The organism is Pleomorphomonas sp. NRK KF1, from assembly GCF_023721755.1.
Classification (GTDB): domain Bacteria; phylum Pseudomonadota; class Alphaproteobacteria; order Rhizobiales; family Pleomorphomonadaceae; genus Pleomorphomonas.
The window spans coordinates 326,057-348,876 of record NZ_JAMDLH010000001.1 but is presented as its reverse complement, the minus strand read 5'-3'; the positions used below and the strand labels follow the sequence as shown (position 1 = coordinate 348,876).

The following is a 22,820-nucleotide window of genomic DNA, read 5'->3' as shown; positions in this document are numbered from 1 at the left end:
AACCGATGGCAACCCGAACCGGAAACGGTCTCCAAGGCAAGCGGAGATCCGTTCGTCGTCACACTCGCGTCCCTGGATCGATTAGGGCCTTCCAACTTCCCCTGATGAGCGCTGCAACGGATGGTGAGCCCCTCTCCTGCCCCTTACAACCGATGTCGGGTCGGTCGTCCTCCCGGCGGACCGCCAGACGCGGAGCCCCTCATGTCCTTTTTCGGTCTTTATGGCCCGCTCACGGCCGACGACATAGTCGCGATCAACACTGTCGCCCGCTTTCTGGCGCTCGACGATCTCGGCGCGGCGGACAAGGGCACGCCCCCGGCTTTCGACTTGGTAGTGCTGGCCGGTAACGCACTGTTGTGGACGCTGGAAGGCGCTGTGAAGACGGCGCGCGCAACTGGCGTTCCGTTGTTGATTTCCGGCGGAATCGGTCATTCGACGGGGCTGCTGGCAACCGCCGTCGACGCCCACCCCGTCTATCGGAAGGCACTGGCCGGCCAGACCTCCGAAGCGCGCCTGCTTGGCGACATTGCCGCCGTGTTCCTCGGGCTCGACCAGTCCCGGCTGCTTCTCGAGGACGCATCGACCAACTGCGGTGAGAATGCCCGCTTCACCAGACGTGTCCTCGACGGACTGGGACTGGCGCCCGGCGCCATGCTGCTCGTGCAGGACCCGCTGATGCAACGACGGACCGATGCCTCCTTCCGGCAAGCCTGGGAGGACGCCCAATGCCCGAAGATCGTCAACTGGCCGGTGCAGATTCCGCAGCTCGGTTACCATGCAGGTCGCATCGACTATCTCAACAGCCCGAACAGCAAGAAGTGGACGCCGGAAAGGTTCATGTCCTTGCTGACGGGGGAAATTCCACGCCTCGTCGATGATGAGAACGGCTACGGTCCGCGCGGCAAAGGCTTCCTGCCGCATATCGACATTCCCCGCGAGGTGTTGGCAGCCTGGCGACACATCATGGGGTCCGGCAAGTTCGACACTTCGGCTCTGGGACGACCGGTCGGAGGCTAGCCCATGACGGCAGCCAAGACGCCACCCGCCTGGTAGATGCCAGGGAGTCGTTCGGAAAGGCGACCACTGCCGATCAGACTGTCTCGACCCATTTGACCGCTTTCTCAATGCACGGGGCAGCCGTCGCTGCGCTCATGGTCCGATCATTTCGTTGGTAGACTAAAGATTCCGCGTAGGTATCTTCACGCACAACTCCCGCATACGTAGTATTACGCCTCACCGCCGAGTCTGGGTGGAGCTGGCCGTCGTTTCCGACCGCTGGACAGACCGGGGTGAAGCATCACGATTTGGGAGGATTACCGATGACAGCAGTCAGTGTCGACCCGACGAAGTCGCCAGGTTCGACCACGATGACGAAAGAAGAGCGGCGCGTCATCTTCGCCTCGTCGCTCGGAACCGTCTTCGAGTGGTACGATTTCTATCTCTACGGATCCCTGTCAGCGGTCATCGCCGTCCAGTTCTTCTCCGGCGTCAATCCGACGGCAGCGTTCATCTTCGCTCTGCTTGCCTTCGCGGCCGGCTTCGCGGTTCGTCCATTCGGCGCGCTGGTGTTCGGCAGGCTCGGTGACATGATCGGTCGCAAGTATACGTTCCTGGTCACCATCCTGATCATGGGTGCCTCGACGTTCATCGTTGGCATCCTGCCCAATTATGCGACGATCGGAATCGTGGCGCCGGTCATCCTTATCCTGCTTCGCCTCCTGCAGGGCCTGGCGCTCGGCGGAGAGTACGGCGGCGCGGCGACCTATGTGGCCGAGCACGCACCCGACCATCGCCGCGGCGCCTACACGTCCTGGATCCAGACCACGGCCACGCTCGGGCTGTTCATGTCGCTCTTGGTCATTCTCGGATGCCGCGCGGCGATGTCGGCCGATGACTTCAACACCTGGGGTTGGCGCATTCCCTTCCTTGTCTCGATCCTGCTGCTGGCCATCTCCGTCTGGATCCGCCTGAAGCTCAACGAGAGTCCGGCCTTCCGACGCATGCAGGACGAGGGCAAGACCTCCAAGGCGCCGCTGACCGAAGCCTTCGGCCGCTGGAAGAACCTCAAGGTCGTCCTGCTGGCCCTGTTCGGCCTCGTCGCAGGTCAGGCGGTGGTCTGGTACACGGGCCAGTTCTATGCACTGTTCTTCCTGACGCAGACGCTCAAGGTCGAAGCACAGACAGCCAATCTCCTGATCGCGGCGTCACTTCTGCTTGCAACGCCCTTCTTCGTGATCTTCGGCTCTCTGTCGGATAGGATCGGCCGCAAACCGATCATCATGGTCGGCCTGCTGCTTGCCTGCCTTACCTACTTTCCGATCTTCAAGGGCATTACCCATTATGCCAACCCGGCCCTGGAACAGGCCATTGCCAGCGCACCGGTAACCGTCGTCGCCGACCCGAACGAGTGCTCCTTCCAGTTCAATCCTGTGGGAACAGCGAAGTTCACCACCTCCTGCGACGTTGCGAAGTCCGCCCTCGTGAGGGCGGGTGTACCTTACGAGAACGAGGCGGCGCCTGCGGGCACACCGGCCACGGTGAAGATCGGGGCGACCTCGGTCGCTTTTGGCACCGAAGCCGGTGCCGACGGGGCCACGCCCGCGCAGGTGTTCAGCAAGTCGCTGACCGATGCCATCACGACCGCCGGCTACCCGGCCAAGGCCGACCCTGCCCAGATCAACATCGTCATGGTGACGCTGCTGCTCTTCGTTCTGGTTCTTTACGTCACCATGGTCTACGGCCCGATCGCCGCCATCCTGGTCGAAATGTTCCCGACCCGCATTCGCTACACGTCGATGTCGCTGCCCTACCACATCGGCAATGGCTGGTTCGGCGGCTTCCTGCCGACAACCGCCTTCGCCATGGTGGCGGCCACCGGCGACATCTACTATGGCCTCTGGTACCCGATCGTGGTGGCGGCGGCCACGCTGGTGATCGGCGTGCTGTTCGTCCGTGAAACCAAGGACAACGACCTGCACGCCGATTACTGACCTGCGAGAAGCCTGACAGCGGGGCCCGGCCACAGTGGTCGGGCCCATTCTGTTTCAGATCAGCTGCGACCGGCGAACTGATCCAGCGTCTTTGCCGGCGTCACTGCCTGCGGGTCGAGGAAACAGTGGACGATCGCAGGCTTGCCGGAAGCCACCGCCCGTTCAAAGGCGGGCGCGAATTCGGCCGTTGCCCGAACGGTCTCGCCGTGTCCTCCATAGGCGCGCGCCAAGGCCGCAAAATCCGGATTCTTCAGCGAGGTGGCCGACACCCGACCGGGGTATTCCCGCTCCTGGTGCATGCGGATGGTGCCGTACATGGCGTTGTCGATGACGACGACGACGACCGGAATGTCGTATTGCACGGCGGTTGCAAACTCCTGGCCGTTCATCAGGAAGCAGCCATCGCCGGCAAACGCGACGACCGGCCTTTCGGGGAACTGACGCTTGGCCATGACACCGGCCGGCACCGAATAGCCGACCGATCCCGACGTCGGCGCCAACTGACCGGTGAAACTGCGATAGCGCCAGTAGCGATGCACCCAGATGGCATAGTTGCCGGCGCCATTGGCGATGATCGTCTCGGACGGCAGGTGTTCGCGCAGCCAGACCATGGCCTCACCATACTGAAAGTCACCCGGCAACACGGCGGGCTTGTCGGTCCAGGCCAGGAAATCGGCCCGAGCCGTCTTCGTCTCCGCCGACCAGGGGATTTCGACCGGCGGGTGGACAGTGGAGAGCGCCGAGGCGAAGGCGTGCGGACTGGCGACGATGCCGAGCGCTGGCTGGTAGACGCGGCCGATTTCTTCCGGGTCGGGGTAGACATGGATCAGCGTCTGCCTGGGCTGGGGTATGTCAATGAGCGTATAGGACGAAGACGGTGACTCCGACAGACGACCGCCGATGACGAGAAGCACATCGGCCTCGCGAACGCGGGCGGCCAGTTTCGGGTTGGGGCCGAGACCGAGGTCGCCGGCATAGTTCGGATGATCGGCCGGGAACAGCGAGGCGCGACGGAAGCTCGTGGCAACCGGCAGGTCGAAGCGCTCGGCAAACCGGATCACCTCGCGGCGCGCCCGCTCGCTCCATCGCGAGCCCCCCAGAATGACCAGAGGGCGTTTGGCGTCCCAGATCAGCTTCTGCAACCGCGCGAGATCGGCAAGCCCCGGCCAGATCTCCACCGGCTCGACGATCGGCGCATCGGCCACTTCGGCCGTTTCGGTGAGCATGTCCTCCGGTAGCGACACCACCACCGGTCCGGGCCGGCCCTGCATGGCGACGCGGAAGGCGCGGGCGACCAGCTCGGGTATGCGGACGGGATCATCAATCTCGACGACCCACTTGGCGACGGAGCCGAACACCGCCTTGTAGTCCATCTCCTGGAAACAGCCCCGCTCCAGCATGCCGCGCTCGGCCTGCCCGACGAACAGGATCAGCGGCGTCGAGTCATGTTCGGCGATATGGAGCCCGGGCGCGGCATTGGCGGCGCCAGGGGCTCGCGTTACGAAGCAGATGCCAGGCTTGCCGGTGAGCTTGCCGTAGGCATCGGCCATCATGGTGGCGCCGGCCTCGTTGCGGCAGACCAGCACGTCGATCGAGCTGTCGTGCAGCGCATCGAGGGCGGCGAGATAGGACTCGCCCGGTACGCAGGTCAGCCGTTCGACGCCCTGTCGGACCAGTTGATCGACGAGGATTTGACCGCCGGTGCGGGACGGGATGGACGAGGACAAGATTCAGAACTCCCCAAACGACCGGTGCGCAACCGGAATGTCGAGACTATCGAGACGGTCAGTCGATCAGCAGGTCAAGTCCGCGCCGTAGGCCGGCCTGCTCCCGCACCCGCCGCACGGCGAGCAGCGTTCCCGCCACATAGGGCGCGGCATCGGAGCCGGCATCGTGGCGAATGAGGAGGCGTTCGCCCGACGCGCCGAACTGGGCCTCACAAGACAGCACATAACCCGGCATACGCAGCGAGTGCACCTGCACAGCGCCGACGGTGCCGCCACGCGTTTCGCGGACACCACCAAGTTCGTTCACCGGTTTCGACGTGGCCGGCCGACGCACAGCGGAAAGCCGTTCGGCCAGCTCGCGCGCCGTGCCGGATGGCGTATCGGGCTTGCCGGCCGAGGCGTAGTCGATCACCTCGACGTCGGCGACGTGCTTCGCGGCCATCAGCGCGAACTTGGTCATCAGCGTGGCGGTAATGGAGTAGTTGCCGGCAGCGAACACGCCGACGGGCTTCGCCCGCGCGGCCGCGTCGATTTCCGCGTAATCGTCAGCCGATAACCCCGAGGTGCCGATGACCACGGCGACACCGGCCGAAATCGCCGCGAGGGCGTTGGCTTTCACGACCTGTGGGGCGGTGTAGTCGACAAGCGCGTCGGCTCCCGTCCTCAGCGCTTCCTCGACAGTGGCGACCACCGTCACACCGACGGCCGATCCGCCCAACGCCTCGCCAAGATCGCACCCGGCGGCCGAGCGGGCTACGGCGCCGACCAGCACCAGATCCTCGGACGTGAGAACCGCCCTGGCCACCGCACTGCCGGTCCATCCGGTCGCGCCGGCCACGATGACACGGATCGGCATGGGATCACTCCACGTCGAAGCTGACGCCCTGCGCCAACGGCAGGTCGCGGCCATAGTTGATGGTGTTGGTGGCCCGGCGCATGTAGGCCTTCCAGGCGTCGGAGCCGGCCTCGCGGCCACCGCCGGTCTCCTTCTCGCCGCCGAAGGCGCCGCCGATCTCGGCGCCCGACGGACCGATGTTGACGTTAACGATGCCGCAATCCGATCCTCTAGCCGACAGGAACGTCTCGGCCTCGCGCAGGTCGTTGGTGAAAATCGACGACGAGAGCCCCTGCGGCACAGCATTGTGCGCCTCAAGCACGGCATCGAAGTCCGTGTAGCGCATCACATAGAGAATGGGCGCAAAGGTCTCCGTCATGACCACGTCCGTCTGTGCCGGCATTTCGACCAGAGCCGGACGCGCATAGAAGGCGTTACCCCCCAGCTCTTCTTGGGTGCGCTCGCCACCATGAACAGTTGCGCCGTCGGCCCGCGCCTTCCCGAGGGCTTCTTGCATGCGGTCGTAGGAGGCCTTGTCGATCAACGGCCCGACCAGGGTGCCGGCCTCGCGCGGATCGCCGATCGTCACCGACGCATAGGCCTTCCTGAGGCGTGGCAGCAGGCCGTCGTAAACGCTGTCGTGGACGAACAGGCGCCGCAGCGTCGTGCAGCGCTGGCCGGCCGTGCCGATCGCGGCGAAGGCGACGCCACGCACCACGAGGTCGAGATCGGCACTGGGAGCGACGATGGCGCCGTTGTTGCCGCCGAGCTCCAGAATGGCACGGGCGAAGCGAGCCGCAAGGCGCGGCGCCACGGCGCGTCCCATGGCCGTCGACCCGGTCGCCGACACGGCGGCAACCCTGGTGTCATCGACCAGCGCCTCGCCGATCTCGCGTCCGCCGATGATAACCGCTGAAAGACCAGCCGGTGCCCCCGCCTTGGCCGCCGCCTTCTCGAACAGCGCCTGCGTGGCAAGCGCGGTGAGCGGTGTCTTCTCCGACGGTTTCCAGATGACGGTGTCGCCACAGACCAGGGCAATGGCGGCGTTCCACGACCATACCGCAACCGGGAAGTTGAAGGCCGAAATGACACCGACGACGCCGAGCGGGTGCCAAGTTTCCATCATGCGATGGCTCGGCCGTTCGGTGGCGATTGTGAGCCCATAAAGCTGACGGGAGAGACCGACCGCGAAATCGCAGATGTCGATCATCTCCTGCACTTCGCCGAGGCCTTCGGAAACGATCTTGCCGGCCTCGATGGTGACGAGGCGGCCGAGATCGGCCTTGGCCGCCCGCAGTTCCAGGCCGAACAGGCGGATCAGTTCGCCGCGCTTGGGCGCTGGCACGAGACGCCAGTTTCGGAAAGCCTCTTGCGCGGCCGCGATGGCGCCATCGCACTCGGCCGCATCGGTTTCACGAACCTCGGCAATCCGTTCGCCGGTAATCGGCGACGTGACGACCAGGCTACCACCCGTGTGGGCGCTTTCTGGAACACCAAGGCGGGCGAGCAGGTCGGTGGTTTCCTGAACAAGGCTGGAAGCGGACATCGGGCACTCTCGTCGGCGCCGCCGGCCAGCGGCACGGCGGGGATGGGGCTGAATGACCGTAAGTTATTGTCCCGAGCCCCCTACCCTGCAAACGATCATTTCTGGTAGGATCATGAGGAAAACTCATGACTGGACGAACAAATGGCCCGCGATCTTCTGCCGTCGATCGGTGCGCTGGTTGCCTTCGAAAGCGCCGCGCGCCATCTCAGCTTCTCGCGTGCCGCCGCCGAGTTGCATTTGACGCAAGGCGCCATCAGCCGGCAAGTTCGCGAGCTGGAAACCCGGCTTGGCGTGCCGCTGTTCGAGCGCATCAGCCAGCGCGTTTTCCTGACCGACGCCGGCGAAGCCTACCGACAGGAAGTGACGCGCATCCTCGCCAACCTTTCGGCTGCGACCGAACGCACGATGGCCAGCGCCAGCGGCGCCGAGGTGCTCAATCTCGCCGTGCTGCCCACCTTCGCCGCGCGCTGGCTGGTGCCCCGGCTGCCTAAGTTCCTCGCGGATCACCCGCAGGCGACCGTCAACTTCGCGGTGCGCAACGAGCCCTTCTCCTTTGCCGACGCGTCACTCGATGCCGCGATCCATTTCGGCGAACCCACATGGCCCGGCGCGGTGTGCGAGTTTCTCTGCACGGAGGAAGTCTATCCGATCGCATCCCCGGCAACACGCGACCGGTTTGGCCTCGACGATGCCGCCGCCATTGCTCAAGCGCCGCTTCTTCATCAGTCGAGCCGACCGACCGCCTGGGCCGACTGGTTCGCCGCGGGCGGTTTGCCGACCGCGGGTTCGTATCGGGGATCTCGCTTCGACCAGTTCTCGATGATCGCCGAGGCCGCCGTCGCCGACATGGGCGTGGCATTGATGCCCCGGTTCATGATCGAGGCGGAGCTTGCATCCGGCCGGCTTGTGTTGCTCACGGAACGACCGCTGGGGGCCGGCAAGGCCTACTGGTTCGTCTATCCGGAAGCCAGGGTCCGCTCGCGGCTCGTCAGGGCGTTCGGCGAATGGCTGAAAGCCGAGACGGCCACGCCGGCGGCACCGTTCGCGTCCGCCTGAGTCCGTCCGCCAGCGCCTTCCGACAACACCGCAGACGGCCATCCGCAACCGCCAAGCTGCCGCCGGACGGAACCTTTCTCGCTTCGCTGCACTTATTAGGCCATGGTCCTCTCCGTCCGCAGCCGACGGCACGGGACCTGTCATTGAGACGGACACTCCGCCACTCATGCGACAGGAGAACATCATGGCCTCATCCCTTCTTGCGTCCGATAGCGCGCCAGCCGTCGAGTCGTCTTCTTCTTCGACCAGCTGGGGAGCAATCATCGCCGGCGCCGTCTCAGCTGCCGCCCTCACCTTCGTGCTCATGCTGCTTGGCTCGGGGCTCGGTCTGGCGATGGTCTCGCCATGGACGAACCAGGGCCCGGGCATCACGACGTTTGCCGTCTCCGCCGCTATCTGGATGATCGTGGTGCAGTGGCTTTCAGCGGCTCTCGGAGGGTACATGACCGGCCGGTTGCGGGTGAAATGGGTTGGCCTCCATACCGACGAGACATTCTTTCGCGACACGGCGCACGGGCTGCTGGCCTGGGCTCTGGCAACGCTGCTCGTCGTCTTCCTGGCGGGTTCGAGCTTGACGTCGGCCGTCGGAACGGGGGTGCGCACGGCCTCGAACGTCGCCTCCGGAGCCGCCATGGGCGCGTCGGCTGGGACCATGACGAGCGCCGATGACGACATCGGCGGCACGGCGACTTCCTACTTCGTCGATAGCCTGTTCCGATCCAACGATCCCTCTCGCCTTGCCGCTCCCGGAGCGGAAGGCGACGCAGCGGCGGCAGCCCAAGCCTCGCGTATCCTGATCGCAAGCGCGGCCGCAGGCGAGATGGCCCCGGCCGACAGAGCCTATCTTGGCCAACTGGTGGCCGCCCGTACCGGCCTTTCCGAAACGGACGCGAATGCTCGTGTCGACGCGGTGATCGCTCAGGTCGAACAGACCAAGGCCAAGGCACAGGAGGCAGCCGACACGGCTCGCAAGGCAGGGATCGCCTTCGCCTTGATGGCCGCACTTTCCTTGGTGATTGGCGCGTTCATTGCCAGTGTAAGCGCTGCCTTGGGCGGACGGCTGCGCGACGAGTGAACCAAAGCGAGCCTTTGCGGCCCGGAAGAGGTAATCTCGACGGCGATCGCTCGGTCGCCGTCGAGCCGCGTTCTGACCCAAGCCGGCCGATGGCCATCTTTCGAGGGGAGAACCTGCGATGTCCGATTACGAACTCTACTATTGGTCCGTTCCCTTCAGAGGCCAGTTCGTGCGAGCCGTTCTCGCTCACGCCGGAAAAAGCTGGAGCGAAGCCGGCGATGTGGCGATCTCGGACCTGATGGGTGCCCCTGTGACGAGAATGCCGGTTCCGTTCATGGGGCCACCCTTGCTCGTCGACAAGAAGGCTGGCTTCGCCATCGCCGAAATGCCGGCCATCATCCTTTATCTCGGTGAGACCCTGGACTTGCTGCCAAAGACGCCCGCTCTTCGCGCCATGACCATGAAGACCGTGAACGACGCCAACGACGTGATCGATGAAATCACGTTGGACGGCGGTCGCGAGATGTGGACGGAAAAGCGATGGCAGGACTTCGTCCCCCGCCTCAAGAAATGGATGACGCTTTGGGAAGAAACCGGCGAGCGCCATGGCCTGAAGTCCGATTCCGGCTATCTGCTCGGCGGTGATCAGCCGGGGATCGCCGATGTCGTCACTTCGACCCTGTGGTCGACAATGGCCGATCGATTCCCAGTCATCGGGGCGATCCTCGGCGAGAACGCTCCCAAGACCGCCGCCTTGACGCGGCGGGTGGCCGCACTGCCGCCGTTGGCCAAGCTGGCCGCCAAAGCCCGGGAAGACTATGGCGAAGCTTACTGCGGCGGCCGGATCGAGATGTCTCTTCGCAAGGTTCTGAACGCGCAGAACTGAGCGTGCAGTCCGCTTGGCCATCCGGCGCGAGGCATCGTTCGCCCCCACGTCAGCCGCTCGGACGCGAAATCAAGCCTGTGGATCGTCGGAAGCGTCTGTTTCCGGACGACTGGCGGCCCATGTGAGCAACGCATCGAGAGCTGGGCATAAAGCCTGTCCCCAGTCCGTCAGTGCATACTCGACCTTGGGAGGAACCTGATGGTGGACGATGCGGCGGACGATGCCGTCGCCCTCCATCTGGCGGAGCTGCTGGATCAGCATCTTCTGGGAGATTCCAGGAATGGCGCGTTCAAGATCGGAGAAGCGCATGACCCGGCCACCGAACAGGTGAAACAGGATCACCAGCTTCCACCTGCCCTCCAGCAGTTTCAGTGCCTGTTCGACGCCCTCGGCGGCCGTCTCCCGCGTATAAGCCTGGGGCTTACTTTCCGGTGAGTACCTAACTTTTTCGTGCGTTCTTGTCATTTCGTAAGGCTAAAGCCATTTTCCGCCTTACGCAATCCGCTGGCCAGCTGGAAGCGCCAACTCGAGGACAAACATCATGATCAACCTTCCAGCACCGATCTCAGACTACTTGGAGGCCGACAGGACGGATGGCGATGGCATAGCGAACTGCTTCACCAATACGGCGGTCGTCAAGGACGAAGGGCAAACCCATGAAGGGCGCGAGGCAATTCGATCCTGGCGACGTGAGGCCTCAACGAAATATAACTACGTCAGCGAACCCCAAACCGTCACTCAGGATGGCGATAGAATCGTCGTCACCAGCCGCCTGACCGGCAACTTCCCGGGCAGCCCGGTGGATCTTCGCTTCTTTTTCCGCCTTGATGGCGACAAGATCGCCGAACTGGAGATCAAGCCGTGAGCTTCGATCTTCAACTTGCCGGCCGTCGTGCACTCGTGACGGCCGGGACGAAAGGCGTCGGCGCGGCCGTTGTCTCCACTCTCGTGGCGGCCGGCGTCAAGGTCATCAGCACGGCGCGATCCATACCGGATGCCTCCTCTGACGGCGTTCACTACGTCGCAGCCGATATGTCCACCGCCGAAGGCTGTACCGCCGTTGCCGAAGGTGTTCTCGATCACCTCGGCGGCGTCGATATCATCGTCAACGTGTTGGGCGGCTCTTCGGCGCCTCCCGGTGGCTTCGCCAAGCTGACCGACGACGTTTGGGCAAGAGAGCTCGCCCTCAACCTCATGCCGGCCGTGCGCCTCGACCGTGCGCTCCTGCCGTCGATGATCGAACAAGCATCCGGCGTCATCATCCACGTCACGTCGATCCAGCACGAACTTCCGCTTCCGGACTCCACGACGGCTTATGCGGCAGCAAAGGCTGCCCTCTCGACCTACAGCAAAAGCCTGTCCAAGGAGGTGGCATCCAAGGGCATTCGGGTCGTTCGCGTCTCACCGGGATGGGTCGAAACGGAAGCCGCCGTGGCGCTGGCCGACCGTCTGGCAGCCGATGCCGGCACCGATCGCGAGGGCGGCAAGCAGCTCATCATGAATGCGCTCGGCGGCATTCCGATCGGACGACCGACCGGGCCACGAGAAGTTGCCGACCTCATCGCCTTTCTCGTATCGCCGCGTGCCGGCGCCATCACGGGGACCGAGTTCACCATCGACGGCGGTACGGTCCCCACCGCCTGAGACAAGCAACGGCGGAATGCGAACAAGTGCCAAGCCGAGCTAACCGCCTTGGCTTGGCTCCACCAGCAGGGAACGCGGTGATCTGTCGGCCGCCATGCCTTCGATTGCTCCATCCGCCGGCCCGCTTTGGCGCAGATGCAGCCCGAACCCCAACGCCTCGGGAGAGGCCAGATCGCGACGTAAAATGAGGCTCGGAATGTCATAGTCTCCGCCGTTCTGCCGGCGGTAGGCAATCGGCTCTGCGGTGCCGAGTGTCCGCATCCTCTCCCTGAGGTCGGTGCTTATGGCCGCAAATCCTCGCGCGTCGAGCCGATCCACGCGGTAGGCAACGAACGGCGGCAGCACGTCGAAGCCGGGATAGTAGAGAATGCCATGGTTGATCGGAAACAGCAGGTCATCGATTGGCCCGTTGATCCCTCGTGGCGAATAATGCTCTTCCCAGCCTCCCGTCGTCACGATGAGCATCGCTCTCTTGCCGACGAACCGGCCCTCGCCAAAGCGATCGCCCCAATGGCGATCGCTGTGTTCGCCGACGCCATAGGCAAAACCATAGGCGTAGACGCGATCGATCCATCCCTTGAGGATAGCCGGCATCGAGTACCACCAGAGCGGAAACTGGAGAATGACGGCGTCGGCCCAGTCGAGCTTGTCCTGCTCGGCTTTCACGTCGTCGGTCAACGCGCCGGCTGCGAAGCATTGGCCGGACGCGGCGGCGACTTTCAGGCGCTGCTCGGGGGCAAGCAGAGGAAAATCGGCTCGATCGACCGCAGACTTCCAGTGCATCGCGTAGAGGTCCGACACCTGCACCTTGTGGCCTTCGGCCTGGAGTTGGCCGATCGCCACATCGCGCAAGGATGCGGCGAGCGACTGCGGTTCAGGATGGGCAAAGACAATAAGAACGTTCACGGGAGGACCTCCGGTCGATGATTTCGACCGGCAAGGTAGGCCCGCCCCGAATATTCCGATACATCAATGGAATGGATATGATATTGCCGAAATATGGATAGATCGGACATCACATTGGAGCGGATGCGCACCTTCGTGCGCGTCGCCGAACGCGGAAACCTGTCGGCCGTTGCCCGTGAACTGGGAACCGGCCAATCGACGGTGACCCGGCATTTGCGCGAACTTGAGGAAGCCGTCGGCGCATCTCTGCTCAGCAGGACGACCCGTCGTGTCGCGCTGACCGAGGAAGGCGGTCGCTATTACGACCAGTGCATCCATATTCTCCGCCTGGTCGAACAGGCCGCCGATGGTGTTCGCGACACGCACGACGCACTCTCGGGCACCGTTCGTCTGTCTTGTACGGCGGCGCTTGGCGTCATGCACATCGCGCGGCTCATTTTCGCCTTCCAGAAGAACCATCCCGGCATCAACGTCGATCTCAGTCTGACCGACGAGCGCATCGATCTCGTAAAGGAGGGCGTCGACATTGCCCTCCGTCTGGGGCCACTCGCGGACAGTTCGATGAAACTGCACCATCTGGCGGAAAGCACGCGACTTCTGGTCGCCGCACCCGGCTACCTCGACCTGCATGGCAGGCCCGTCAAACCGGCGGATCTCGCGGCGCATAACGTCATCCGCATGTCGAACGTGGCTGGCAGCGAGGCTATGACACTCGTCGGGCCTGACGGCGCTCGTCACACGGTCTCGGTCAAAGGCGACCTGAAAGTGGATCACGGCCTCGCCGCGCGCGAGGCCTTCAGGAGCGGACGCGGTATCGGGTCGGCACACCGCTGGCTGGTGGACGACCTACTTGCGAACGGCGAACTGGAAGCATTGCTGCCGGACCATTCTCTCCCCACCACCCCGCTCAACATGCTGATGGTGCCGCAACGCTCCACGGTGGGACGCGTACGCCTGATGATCGACTACCTTGTCGGAGAGATCAGGCGATTGCCGGGCATGAGCTAAGCGCCCGTGCTCACCCGACATTCCGAGACAGGCCGCCCTTGGAGCTAATCGGCGTCACGGGCGATCTGTCCCATTTCAATGGAACCTCCGAGCGAAAGGGCGGTTTTCCAGAAAGCAGCCTGACGACAGGTCGTGCGCATCATCAAGAGTGAGAACAAGAAAGATGGAACGGAGATCCCATGGTTCCCGCTTGGCTTCACACAACTGCGCTGTTGTCGCTTGCGGCGGGTTTCGTGATCGCATTTTGGATCGGCGTTGATGAATGGCGCCGTCCGCAACGAATGTGGATCATGAATCTGGTCTGGCCCATAACAGCGTTGTTCGGCACCTTCATCACACTCGTCGGCTACCTTCTCTATGGTCGGCAACCGGCAAAAAGCGACACCAAGGAGAGCGACGACAGGCCGAAGGAAGAGATACCTTTTCCCGTAATGGTCGCAAAAGGTGCTACCCATTGCGGAAGCGGCTGCACGATTGGCGATCTTCTTGCCGAGTGGCTGGCGTTCTCGGTTCCAGCGGTCGCAGTCTGGTTGGGATGGAACACTCTTTTCGAAGAGAAGATGTTTGCCGTCTGGATCCTGGACTTCCTGTTCGCTTTCGCCATCGGCGTCGCATTCCAATACTTCACGATCAAGCCCATGCGGCAGTTGAGTGTTCGGCAAGGTCTCATACAGGCGGTCAAGGCAGACGCGCTGTCGCTCTCAGCCTGGCAGATCGGCATGTACGCTTTCATGGCCTTCGCACAGTTTCAGATCTTCCGCGGCCTTCTCGGCGTTCCGCTTGAGGTAGCCACCCCAGAGTTCTGGTTCATGATGCAAATCGCGATGCTCTTCGGCTTCATCACCAGTTATCCAGTAAACTGGTGGCTTATGAGCAAGGCGATCAAGGAACGCATGTGAGCCGAGGCCGCCGTCGCCGACATGGGCGTGGCGTTGATGCCCGGGTTCATGATCGAGGCGGAGCTTGCATCTGTGTTGCTTACGGAACGGCCGCTGGGGGCCGGCAAGGCCTACTGGCTCGTCTATCCGGAAGCCAGGGTCCGCTCGCGGCTCGTCCGGGCGTTCGGCGAATGGCTGACAACCGAGTCAGCCAACCGCCGATTATGAGCCTGGGTGCTAGAGCAATTTCAGCAAAAGTGGAAACCGGTTTTGCGTCCGAAATTGCGGCGAAACAAATAGTTAGAGCGCTTTCGGCGAACCAGGGTTTGCCGGAAATGCCCTAGAATCTGTCTAGGTCTTTAGCAATAAAGACCCGACCATCGTAACCCTCAGATATTTCCTTTTTCCACTTCTCAGTATTCTTCTCCGAAATCGTTAGCCCACCAACTAGATGAGTTGTTACAACCTCCTTCACATTTGCTTCACGCGCCATTTTGGCAATCTCGGAAGTGGTCAGATGATGCGCTAGAAAATGCTCTTTGATCTGCTCTTGTTTAGCAGCAGCGGCAGCGCTACCCGGTTTCTTCAGCCGCCCAAGTGCTTCGTCGAGATCAATGAGCTCAGTCACCAGCAAGTCGGCCCCGTTAGCGAGTTTGACGACATTGGCACTTGGACCCGTATCTCCTGTGTAGACGATGATGCGCTCCTTAGTTTCGAAACGGAACGACAGGGATTGGTATTTTCTATCTTCCGGGCTTCCATCAATGAAAGAATAGTGAGTATTTTTCGCGACCTTCAAAGTGAAATCATCCAATTTTACGACATCACCGTCTTCTATTTCATGCACCTGAACGAGCTCGTCAGTCGGAATGCTTTCCTCGCCAGGCACCCCATATGCGGCCTCCATGGCGGGCTTCATGCCTTTCAGAATTCCTGCTACCGTTTCCTCGATCCCCGGAGGGCCGTAAACCTGAAGCGGTTTCCCGGCATTGAGCTGAAAGCGCAGCCCAAGCGCAGCCATAAGGCCTCCGGTATGATCGAAATGAAGATGACTAATAAACACGTTGTCGATGTCCCGCAGTGACACGTTTACAGCGGCCAGTCTACTTGTGAATCCATCGCCTACGTCCACGAGCGAATATGAACTTCCGGCTTTCAGCAGATTAGACGGTTCTGTCCGGTCGGCCTGCGCCAAAGGCCCACCATTTGTCCCGAGCGTGACGAAAACGGCCTGGCCATCCGATGCGAGTTCGGCCGGCTGATCGCCTGCATATGTGATCGTTGGTACAGCAGCGAGGCAGGCGACAAGCGCCAATCTCGTCGAGAGCTTGGAGAGCGATTCAATGCCAATGCGATTCATGAGGGTGTCCTTCAAGTGAGGCTGGCGGCGGACAGGTGACCGCCGTTATGTGAGGACTATGAGAAGATAGTTGATAAAGTCAACCCTAGCTGATCGCGGGCCGGTCCCTCGCGTGAAGAGGGCCCGCCATCAAGGTGGCGGACATGTGCAATCGCTGGTTCACCAAGGGGCGGAGTTGGTCGGCACGGCGGAGCAGGAATCGGGATGGCCTCCGGGGAGGTGTGCCGTCGGCGCGGGATCAGTCCCGTTGGCAGTCTCACCCGCTCCCGGCGAACGCTGGAGGTTGGACTTCCTTTCGGATAAGCAATCCGAAAGCCCGCGCCGCCGCTCGCCAGACTTTGAACCATCAGCTATGGAGGCACTGGACTCTGGCCGGAAGATGGGAGTTGCCTGGCTCAGGTCAACCCGAAAGGAGCCTGCTTTGGACACCGACATTATTGACGGATTGAGCGATGTTGTCTTCGACTTCTATGTAAGACTACGGGCCGATGCAGTCTTTCAAGACAGTCACACTGCTCCATTTGAAGCCAGGCTGCTTGCGATGATCGAGCAAGCGCCTGGTATTACACAGCAACACCTGATCATCCGGACCAATCGTGACAAAGCCCAGATTGCCCGCCTAATCAAAGCAATGGGCGAGAAGGGCCTCATTCAACGTGTACCTGATTCAAAAGACAGACGTGTTTCCAGGCTTTATCTCACGACGGATGGAAGGGCACTGCATGCAGCCGTTCGGAAACGTAGAACGATGCTTCTTGAGGATATGCTCAGCGAGTTTGCAAGTACGGAACTAGAGAGCGTAAACACGTTTATAGAAAAATGGCGGGAAAGGTTTACTGAGCGTGTGGCTGATCAAACCGCGGTAGCGCCACGTTGAGTTCTCCGCTTCATAGCGATCTGATCTTAAGGTGAAAGGGCGGTTTTCCAGAAAGTGGCGCAATTACCGGCAAGAGCGGCATAGATCACTATCTTTGAACGACCGGGAGCCAAGGCTCACGCCCTCACTGTTGGGGGCTTAGTTCTGCAACGCGCGGCCAGAACCGCTCGGCCTGAGATATCGGCTCTCGTTCACGCGAGTCCTCCCAGCCACGCAGCCTGATCGCGCAGACGGCGCTTGTAGTCCGGCTCCGCCAGAATGCGACGGAACTCGCCGCAACGCTCGGCGATCGGTTCGAAGTTCGAATCGTTCAATGCCTGCCGAGACAACGTCTCCAGTTTCGCGGCATAGGCGCCCAATGCGGCAACCCGGCCCGGATCGTCACAATCGATCGAGATCTGCGCAAGCACATGAATGAACCGCAGGGCTGTCGTCACATCTCTCGCGCAGTACTGCATCAGCGAGCCCAGCGACTGGCCGAGGAACCCCTCGAAGGTTTCGGGATGGGCGATAACGCGTAACCTGCCGTCTTCATCCAGCCGAAGATGCGAAGGCAGCGATCGCCGCGCGAGTTCGGACAGCGCTGCACCCAGCCAGTCCAGGCAAGTGATCGCTGTGAATGGGTCATTGACACCCGGCGACAGCGCTCGGGCGGCAATCTCGACCAACTCATCGATCAGGAAGCGAAGATCCTGGAGCGCGGATCTCTTGGCTCCAATCCCGAACAGTTCCTGAACAGCCTCGGAAACGTCTTGATCGCACCGTCCCGGAGGCCAAGCCTCCACCAACGTTCGGCCGGCATGCACAAAATCACCGGGTTGGTATTGCAAGCGCAGCACCAGATCATGTTCGCTCGCAAGCTCCATGATCGTATCGTTATCGATCATCTGGATATAACCGGTCTTGGAAGCCGTGAACTGAGCTCGATCGGCAGATTCGTCATCCGTCGCATCCGCACGGAGAGCGATTGGTACCTCAGCGTCGCGGTCGCCAGTATCGCCCCCCTCGCCAATGAAGGTGGGAAATCGCCGATTGATTTCATGCAACAGACGGTCGCCGACTTCCTCGATCACGTTGTTGATGTGCAGTTTGCTCGGTACGTGATGGATGAAGAAGATCAGAACCGCCAGCGAGCAAAGCGCCAGCAGCACGCCAACCAGCAGGGCCATGTTTGGCACGAAGCCGGCGGCGTCGGATTCCTCAGGGGAACGGATCGTGCGCAGCACCAGCAGGCAGTAAAGAAAGGTCGCGATGAACGTACCCAGGGTCACCTGGTTGCCACGATCGGACATGAAGTTGCTGAGAAGGCGCGGCCCGTACTGGCCGGACGCGTAGACGACCGCTGCGATCGTGACTGAGAAAACGGTGCCGGCGACGGTAATCATCGACCCGCCGATCGAGGACAAGACCTGTCGCGCACCATCGGGTCGCGAAGCCTGAAGCCAGGCAAAGCGATCCATCCATGCCGCCCCCTCATAGCTGTCAAGCGCAATCATGCCGCCAGCCAGCACAATCGCCGCAAATGCCATGAGCGTGGGTACGAACCAGTAGCTCTCACGGAGATGGTCGGCCAGTCGAAGAAGCTGCGCTCGCATGGATAGCCCTTGGCTGAGGAAGGATGACGGTCCGTCTGATGGCTATTCTGAAAATGACCGAGGGCCACGGTCAGTTCCCCGAGTTTTCATATTATGAGCGAAGAGCCGGGAAGCATCTTTCTCGACTGCGGGAGCTCACCGCCTCCATGCCCCCCATCAGCCTTGTTCCAGGATTGGGCAAGGAATACCGCGAACACCCTTTCGAGTAACCTGGGAAAGCGAGCTTGATGCTGGGCCGAGCGGCTTGGCGCTGAACCTGCTATGGAACGCGGTCCTTGCAGTATCTCTCCGAGTCGCCGTGACCGCCGATCCCTTGCACATTCTGAAAGCCGTCTATGGCTACGACGCCTTTCGCGGCCCCCAGGCCGCCATCATCGATCATGTCGTGGCCGGCAACAACGCTTTCGTACTCATGCCAACGGGCGGCGGAAAGTCGCTCTGCTACCAGATACCGGCGCTCGTCCGACCCGGCATGGGTCTGATCGTCTCGCCATTGATCGCACTGATGGCCGACCAGGTCGCCGCGTTGCGCCAGGCCGGCGTCAAGGCGGCCGCGCTGAACTCCGACCTGCAGGGGGACGAACGCCACGCCCTGTGGAGAGACATATCGAGCGGTGGGCTCGATCTCCTTTATGTCGCCCCCGAAACGCTGCTGAGATCCGACATACTGGAACTCCTGCATTGCACCCCGCTGTCACTGATCGCCATCGACGAGGCGCATTGCCTGTCGCAGTGGGGACACGACTTCCGTCCATCGTATCGTCAGCTCGACTCGCTCGTCGCGGAGTTTCCGAATACGCCTCGCATGGCGCTGACGGCGACGGCCGATGCACCGACGCGCACGGAAATCCTGTCGCATCTCCAGATCGCCGAAAGCGATGCTTTCATCGCCGGGTTCGACCGTCCCAACATTCGCTACGCGATTGCCGAGAAGGACAACCCCAGGGCGCAGCTGAAGCGTTTCTTGAAGGAGCACGCGGGCGAGAGCGGCATCGTCTACTGTCTTTCGAAGCGAAAGACGGAGGAAACGGCTGCGTGGCTCTGCGGGCAAGGCTATGCCGCACTGCCCTACCATGGCGGCATGGACAAGGCGGAGCGCCAGGCAAACCAGACGCGCTTTCAGCGCGAGGAGGCCATCATCATTGTGGCCACCATCGCCTTCGGCATGGGCATCGACAAGCCCGACGTGCGCTTCGTGGCCCATCTCGATCTGCCCGGCAGCATCGAGGCCTACTATCAGGAGACCGGACGCGCGGGACGCGACGGTCTGCCATCTGAAACGCTGATGCTCTACGGCTCCGAGGACATCGTCCTGCGCCGCCGGTTCATCGAGGACTCCGACGCGCCGGAACAGCGCAAGCGAATAGAACGACAGAAGCTCGATGCGCTGCTGGGCCTCGCCGAAACGGCCGGCTGCCGGCGCCAGGCCCTTCTTTCCTATTTCGGTGATCACTCCGAGCCTTGTGGAAACTGCGACACCTGCGCGGAGCCGCCTGATCTGTTCGACGGGACCACCGCCGCGCTGAAAGCGCTGTCATGCATCTACAAGACCGGCGAGCGCTTCGGGCAGGCCTACATCGCCGAGGTTCTGTTGGGGGAAGCGAACGAACGCATCGCCCAGTTCGGGCACGATCGCATTTCGACCTACGGCATAGGCAAGGAGCACGACGACCGGACCTGGCGCGCGATTCTGCGCCAACTCATCGCGCTTCGTCTCGTCGATGTCGACCTGGGCGGTCATGGCGGTCTGTCGATCTCGGAGGCTGGGCGCCGGTTCCTGCGCGAACGTCCCACACTGATGCTGCGCGTGCCGACCAAGCCAAGGGCTGCGAGGACGAAAGGCGCCCAAAAGGCGCCGGCCATGCTGTCCGAGGCCGACCAGAGCCTGTTCCAGGCCCTCAGGGAGAAGCGCACCGAGATCGCCCGCGCCCAGAACGTTCCGCCCTATGTGATCTTCCACGACAAGACGTTGGTCGAACTGGCCGCCGCTCGTCCCGGTTCGCGATCGCAGATGGCGAAGATCCCCGGCGTCGGAGAGGCCAAGCTGGATCGCTATGGAGACGTCTTTCTCGCGGTGGTCGCGGAACACGAGTGACAATCGCAGTCGCCGCTATAGCTGCATCACCATGGCGCAACGCAGTTCCACAGGAATGCCGGCCTTCCCCTCGTTCTCGATAACCTTGAGCAGTCGCGGGGTTATTGCATCGTCCGCCAAGGTACGGAAGCCAAGGCGTTGATAATAAGGCTCATTCCACGGCACGTCGCGAAACGTCGTCAAGGTCAGGGCCTTCGCCCCTCTCTCTGCCGCGGTCCGGCCTGCCGCTGCGATCAGCCTCCGCCCGATGCCCTGTCCCTGCCAATCGTGATGCACCGCGATCTGCCAGATATGCAGGCCGTCCGGCGTCAGCTCTCCGTTCAGGAAACCGACGACTCCAGATTCCCAATCTTCGGCGACCAGGGCAACGCCTTGAGCAATCAAGGCCCGGTGCTGATCCGCCGACTGCACGGTGTCATCGGCAATCCACTCCAGCCCCGGCCATTCGCGAAAGATCGCGCCGGAACTCCGCTCGATGTCCGGGAGGTCGTCTGCGTCCTGATCCGACGCCGCTCGGATGGAAATCATAGGTCGAAATCCAAGAGTGTCTGTGTTCACCGATATGTAGCGCGGGTTCCCCGTGGCTTGCCTCACCTCGCTGCCGGAGGAGTACCCATCCCTTTTCAACCTGGGTGGAGACCCGGAGCTTCCTGACCCGTGCGGGCCACATAGTCGACATAGCCACCGCCGAACTGATGGATGCCCTCCGGCGTCAACTCGAGCACGCGGTTGGAGAGGGCCGAAAGGAAGTGGCGGTCATGCGATACGAACAGCATGGTGCCCTCGAACGTCGAAAGAGCCGAGACCAGCATTTCCTTCGTCGCCATGTCCAGATGGTTGGTCGGTTCGTCGAGCACCAGGAAATTCGGCGGATCGTACAGCATCTTGGCCATGACCAGACGCGCTTTCTCGCCGCCGGAAAGTACGCGGCAGGGCTTCTCGACGTCATCGCCGGAGAAGCCGAAGCAACCGGCGAGGGTGCGCAAGGCACCCTGCCCCGCCTGCGGGAAAGAGCCGTCCAGCGACTCGAACACGGTTTCGTCGCCGTCGAGAAGATCCATCGAATGCTGCGCAAAATAGCCCATCTTGACGCTGCTGCCGATGGTCACCGTGCCTTGGTCCGGCTCGGTTGCGCCGACCACCAGCTTCAGGAGCGTCGATTTTCCGGCGCCATTGGCGCCCAGAACGCACCAGCGTTCCTTGCGCCGCAGCTGGAAGTCGAACCCTTGATAGATCGGCTTGTCCCCATAGCCCTTGTGCACGTTCTTGAAGCTCGCAACGTCCTCGCCGGAGCGCGGTGGGGCGCGGAACTCGAACTGGATAGACTGGCGTCGCCGGGGCGGCTCCACCCGTTCGATCTTGTCGAGTTTCTTCACCCGGCTCTGAACCTGCGCCGCATGCGAGGCGCGCGCCTTGAAGCGCTCGATGAACTTGATCTCCTTGGCGAGCATCGCCTGCTGGCGCTCGAATTGCGCCTCGCGCTGTTTTTCCCCAAGCGCCCGCTGCTGTTCGTAGAAATCGAAGTTGCCCGAATAGGTCGTGAGCGATCCGCCATCGATCTCCACGACCTTGCCGACGATGCGGTTCATGAAGGCCCGGTCATGTGAGGTCATCAGCAAGGCGCCGTCATAGTTCTTGAGAAAATTCTCGAGCCAGATCAGGCTTTCAAGATCGAGATGGTTGCTGGGCTCGTCCAGCAACATGCCGTCGGGCCGCATCAGCAGGATGCGGGCGAGCGCCACGCGCATCTTCCAGCCGCCGGACAGCAGGCCGACGTCGCCGTCCATGCGCTCTTCCGTAAAACTCAGGCCAGCCAGCACCTCGCGCGCCCGCGCGTCGAGCGAGTAGCCGTCCAGTTCCTCGAAACGCCCCTGCACCTCTCCGTAGCGCTCGATGATGGCGTCCATGTCGCCAGCCCGATCCGGATCGACCATGGCAGCCTCGAGCTCGGCCATTTCGGCCGCGAGCGCGCTCACCGGCCCAACGCCATCCATTACCGCCGCGACGGCGCTCTGGCCCGACATTTCGCCGACATCCTGGTTGAAGTAGCCGATCGTCATGCCGGTATCGATCGACACCTGGCCGTCATCGGGCCTGTCATCGCCGACGATCATCCGGAACAGTGTGGTCTTGCCGGCGCCGTTCGGTCCGACCAGACCGACCTTCTCGCCTTTCTGGATGCTCATCGACGCATCGATGAACAGGATCTGATGGCCGTGCTGCTTGCTGATGCTATCGAGACGAATCATGAAGCCCGTGCTGACTTGAAGGGGAAGCGGAAGGGAGCTGTGGAAGCTGCGCAAATAAGGCAATCGATCGACCGCGTCGATGGCCGCCTGCGCCTGACGCTCACAAAAAGCGTAAGCCTCAAGCCCAACGAGAAGATGTCTACCGGACGGACA

The 22,820-nt window shown here is 62.2% G+C and carries 20 protein-coding genes and 1 pseudogene; 12 read left to right on the top strand and 9 right to left on the bottom strand.

The genetic code is table 11. From position 1 onward, the window contains the following. Positions 1–201 precede the first annotated feature (201 nt). On the top strand, positions 202–1,017 hold the full coding sequence (locus M4J39_RS01535; RefSeq protein WP_251725901.1) for a YdcF family protein: 816 nt from the start codon (positions 202–204) through the stop codon (positions 1,015–1,017). Positions 1,018–1,319: 302 nt separating this feature from the next. Then, positions 1,320–2,990, top strand: coding sequence for an MFS transporter (locus M4J39_RS01530; protein ID WP_371875362.1), 1,671 nt, complete (start codon positions 1,320–1,322; stop codon positions 2,988–2,990). 59 nt (positions 2,991–3,049) lie between these two features. Here the strand turns inward: M4J39_RS01530 and M4J39_RS01525 are convergent, their stop codons facing one another. From M4J39_RS01525 to M4J39_RS01515, 3 genes are read right to left on the bottom strand one after another with little or no spacing between them, the layout of a single operon-like run. Next, the gene (locus M4J39_RS01525) at positions 3,050–4,717 is read right to left on the bottom strand and encodes a thiamine pyrophosphate-binding protein (RefSeq protein WP_251725900.1); all 1,668 of its coding nucleotides are present in this window, start codon (positions 4,715–4,717) and stop codon (positions 3,050–3,052) included. 58 nt (positions 4,718–4,775) lie between these two features. Further along, a complete protein-coding gene (gene dapB / locus M4J39_RS01520; RefSeq protein ID WP_251725899.1) occupies positions 4,776–5,573 on the bottom strand; it encodes a 4-hydroxy-tetrahydrodipicolinate reductase in 798 nt (265 codons plus the stop codon). Positions 5,574–5,577: 4 nt separating this feature from the next. Further along, positions 5,578–7,098 (bottom strand): aldehyde dehydrogenase family protein, encoded by a 1,521-nt coding sequence (locus tag M4J39_RS01515; RefSeq protein ID WP_251725898.1) that lies wholly within the window; start codon positions 7,096–7,098, stop codon positions 5,578–5,580. Positions 7,099–7,239: 141 nt separating this feature from the next. Here M4J39_RS01515 and M4J39_RS01510 point away from each other — a divergent pair, with 141 nt between their 5' ends. The 3 genes from M4J39_RS01510 to M4J39_RS01500 all read left to right on the top strand — a co-directional run bounded on the left by M4J39_RS01510 (position 7,240) and on the right by M4J39_RS01500 (position 10,055). Next, a complete protein-coding gene (locus tag M4J39_RS01510) occupies positions 7,240–8,154 on the top strand; it encodes a LysR family transcriptional regulator (RefSeq protein ID WP_251725897.1) in 915 nt (304 codons plus the stop codon). A 184-nt stretch (positions 8,155–8,338) separates the two neighbouring features. Then, positions 8,339–9,229, top strand: coding sequence for a hypothetical protein (locus tag M4J39_RS01505; RefSeq protein WP_251725896.1), 891 nt, complete (start codon positions 8,339–8,341; stop codon positions 9,227–9,229). A 118-nt stretch (positions 9,230–9,347) separates the two neighbouring features. After that, positions 9,348–10,055, top strand: a complete 708-nt coding sequence (locus M4J39_RS01500; protein WP_251725894.1) for a glutathione S-transferase family protein — start codon at positions 9,348–9,350, stop codon at positions 10,053–10,055. Positions 10,056–10,124: 69 nt separating this feature from the next. Here M4J39_RS01500 and M4J39_RS01495 read toward each other — a convergent pair whose 3' ends face one another. Continuing rightward, positions 10,125–10,520 (bottom strand): helix-turn-helix domain-containing protein, encoded by a 396-nt coding sequence (locus tag M4J39_RS01495; RefSeq protein WP_251725893.1) that lies wholly within the window; start codon positions 10,518–10,520, stop codon positions 10,125–10,127. 76 nt (positions 10,521–10,596) lie between these two features. Here M4J39_RS01495 and M4J39_RS01490 point away from each other — a divergent pair, with 76 nt between their 5' ends. After that, a complete protein-coding gene (locus tag M4J39_RS01490) occupies positions 10,597–10,920 on the top strand; it encodes a nuclear transport factor 2 family protein (protein ID WP_254004739.1) in 324 nt (107 codons plus the stop codon). Continuing rightward, entirely contained in the window at positions 10,917–11,699 is a 783-nt protein-coding gene (locus tag M4J39_RS01485; RefSeq protein WP_251725891.1) for an oxidoreductase, read from the top strand. Before M4J39_RS01490 ends, M4J39_RS01485 begins: the two co-directional genes overlap by 4 nt. Before the next feature lie 39 nt (positions 11,700–11,738). On the opposite strand, the gene M4J39_RS01480 is transcribed toward M4J39_RS01485, so the two are convergent. Next, a complete protein-coding gene (locus M4J39_RS01480; protein WP_251725890.1) occupies positions 11,739–12,605 on the bottom strand; it encodes an NAD(P)H-dependent oxidoreductase in 867 nt (288 codons plus the stop codon). 93 nt (positions 12,606–12,698) lie between these two features. On the opposite strand from M4J39_RS01480, the gene M4J39_RS01475 reads away from it, so the two are divergent. The 3 genes and pseudogenes from M4J39_RS01475 to M4J39_RS01465 form a co-directional block, all read left to right on the top strand. Continuing rightward, positions 12,699–13,613, top strand: coding sequence for a LysR family transcriptional regulator (locus tag M4J39_RS01475; protein ID WP_251725889.1), 915 nt, complete (start codon positions 12,699–12,701; stop codon positions 13,611–13,613). Positions 13,614–13,792: 179 nt separating this feature from the next. After that, the gene (locus M4J39_RS01470) at positions 13,793–14,512 is read left to right on the top strand and encodes a DUF4396 domain-containing protein (protein ID WP_251725887.1); all 720 of its coding nucleotides are present in this window, start codon (positions 13,793–13,795) and stop codon (positions 14,510–14,512) included. Positions 14,513–14,527: 15 nt separating this feature from the next. Next, positions 14,528–14,719: pseudogene (locus M4J39_RS01465) on the top strand (LysR substrate-binding domain-containing protein); the annotation flags it as partial. 112 nt (positions 14,720–14,831) lie between these two features. Here M4J39_RS01465 and M4J39_RS01460 read toward each other — a convergent pair. Then, complete coding sequence (locus tag M4J39_RS01460; RefSeq protein ID WP_251725885.1) at positions 14,832–15,851, bottom strand: MBL fold metallo-hydrolase; 1,020 nt, start codon at positions 15,849–15,851, stop codon at positions 14,832–14,834. A 421-nt stretch (positions 15,852–16,272) separates the two neighbouring features. On the opposite strand from M4J39_RS01460, the gene M4J39_RS01455 reads away from it, so the two are divergent. Then, the gene (locus M4J39_RS01455; protein ID WP_251725883.1) at positions 16,273–16,728 is read left to right on the top strand and encodes a MarR family winged helix-turn-helix transcriptional regulator; all 456 of its coding nucleotides are present in this window, start codon (positions 16,273–16,275) and stop codon (positions 16,726–16,728) included. A gap of 191 nt (positions 16,729–16,919) precedes the next feature. Here M4J39_RS01455 and M4J39_RS01450 read toward each other — a convergent pair whose 3' ends face one another. Further along, positions 16,920–18,323 (bottom strand): DUF2254 domain-containing protein, encoded by a 1,404-nt coding sequence (locus M4J39_RS01450; RefSeq protein WP_251725881.1) that lies wholly within the window; start codon positions 18,321–18,323, stop codon positions 16,920–16,922. Positions 18,324–18,621: 298 nt separating this feature from the next. Between M4J39_RS01450 and recQ the strand changes: the two genes are divergently transcribed. Continuing rightward, complete coding sequence (gene recQ, locus M4J39_RS01445) at positions 18,622–20,418, top strand: DNA helicase RecQ (RefSeq protein ID WP_251725879.1); 1,797 nt, start codon at positions 18,622–18,624, stop codon at positions 20,416–20,418. Between the two features lie 15 nt (positions 20,419–20,433). Here the strand turns inward: recQ and M4J39_RS01440 are convergent, their stop codons facing one another. Next, the gene (locus M4J39_RS01440; protein WP_251725878.1) at positions 20,434–20,946 is read right to left on the bottom strand and encodes a GNAT family N-acetyltransferase; all 513 of its coding nucleotides are present in this window, start codon (positions 20,944–20,946) and stop codon (positions 20,434–20,436) included. A gap of 95 nt (positions 20,947–21,041) precedes the next feature. Then, positions 21,042–22,667, bottom strand: coding sequence for an ABC-F family ATP-binding cassette domain-containing protein (locus M4J39_RS01435; RefSeq protein WP_251725876.1), 1,626 nt, complete (start codon positions 22,665–22,667; stop codon positions 21,042–21,044). Positions 22,668–22,820: the final 153 nt, after the last annotated feature.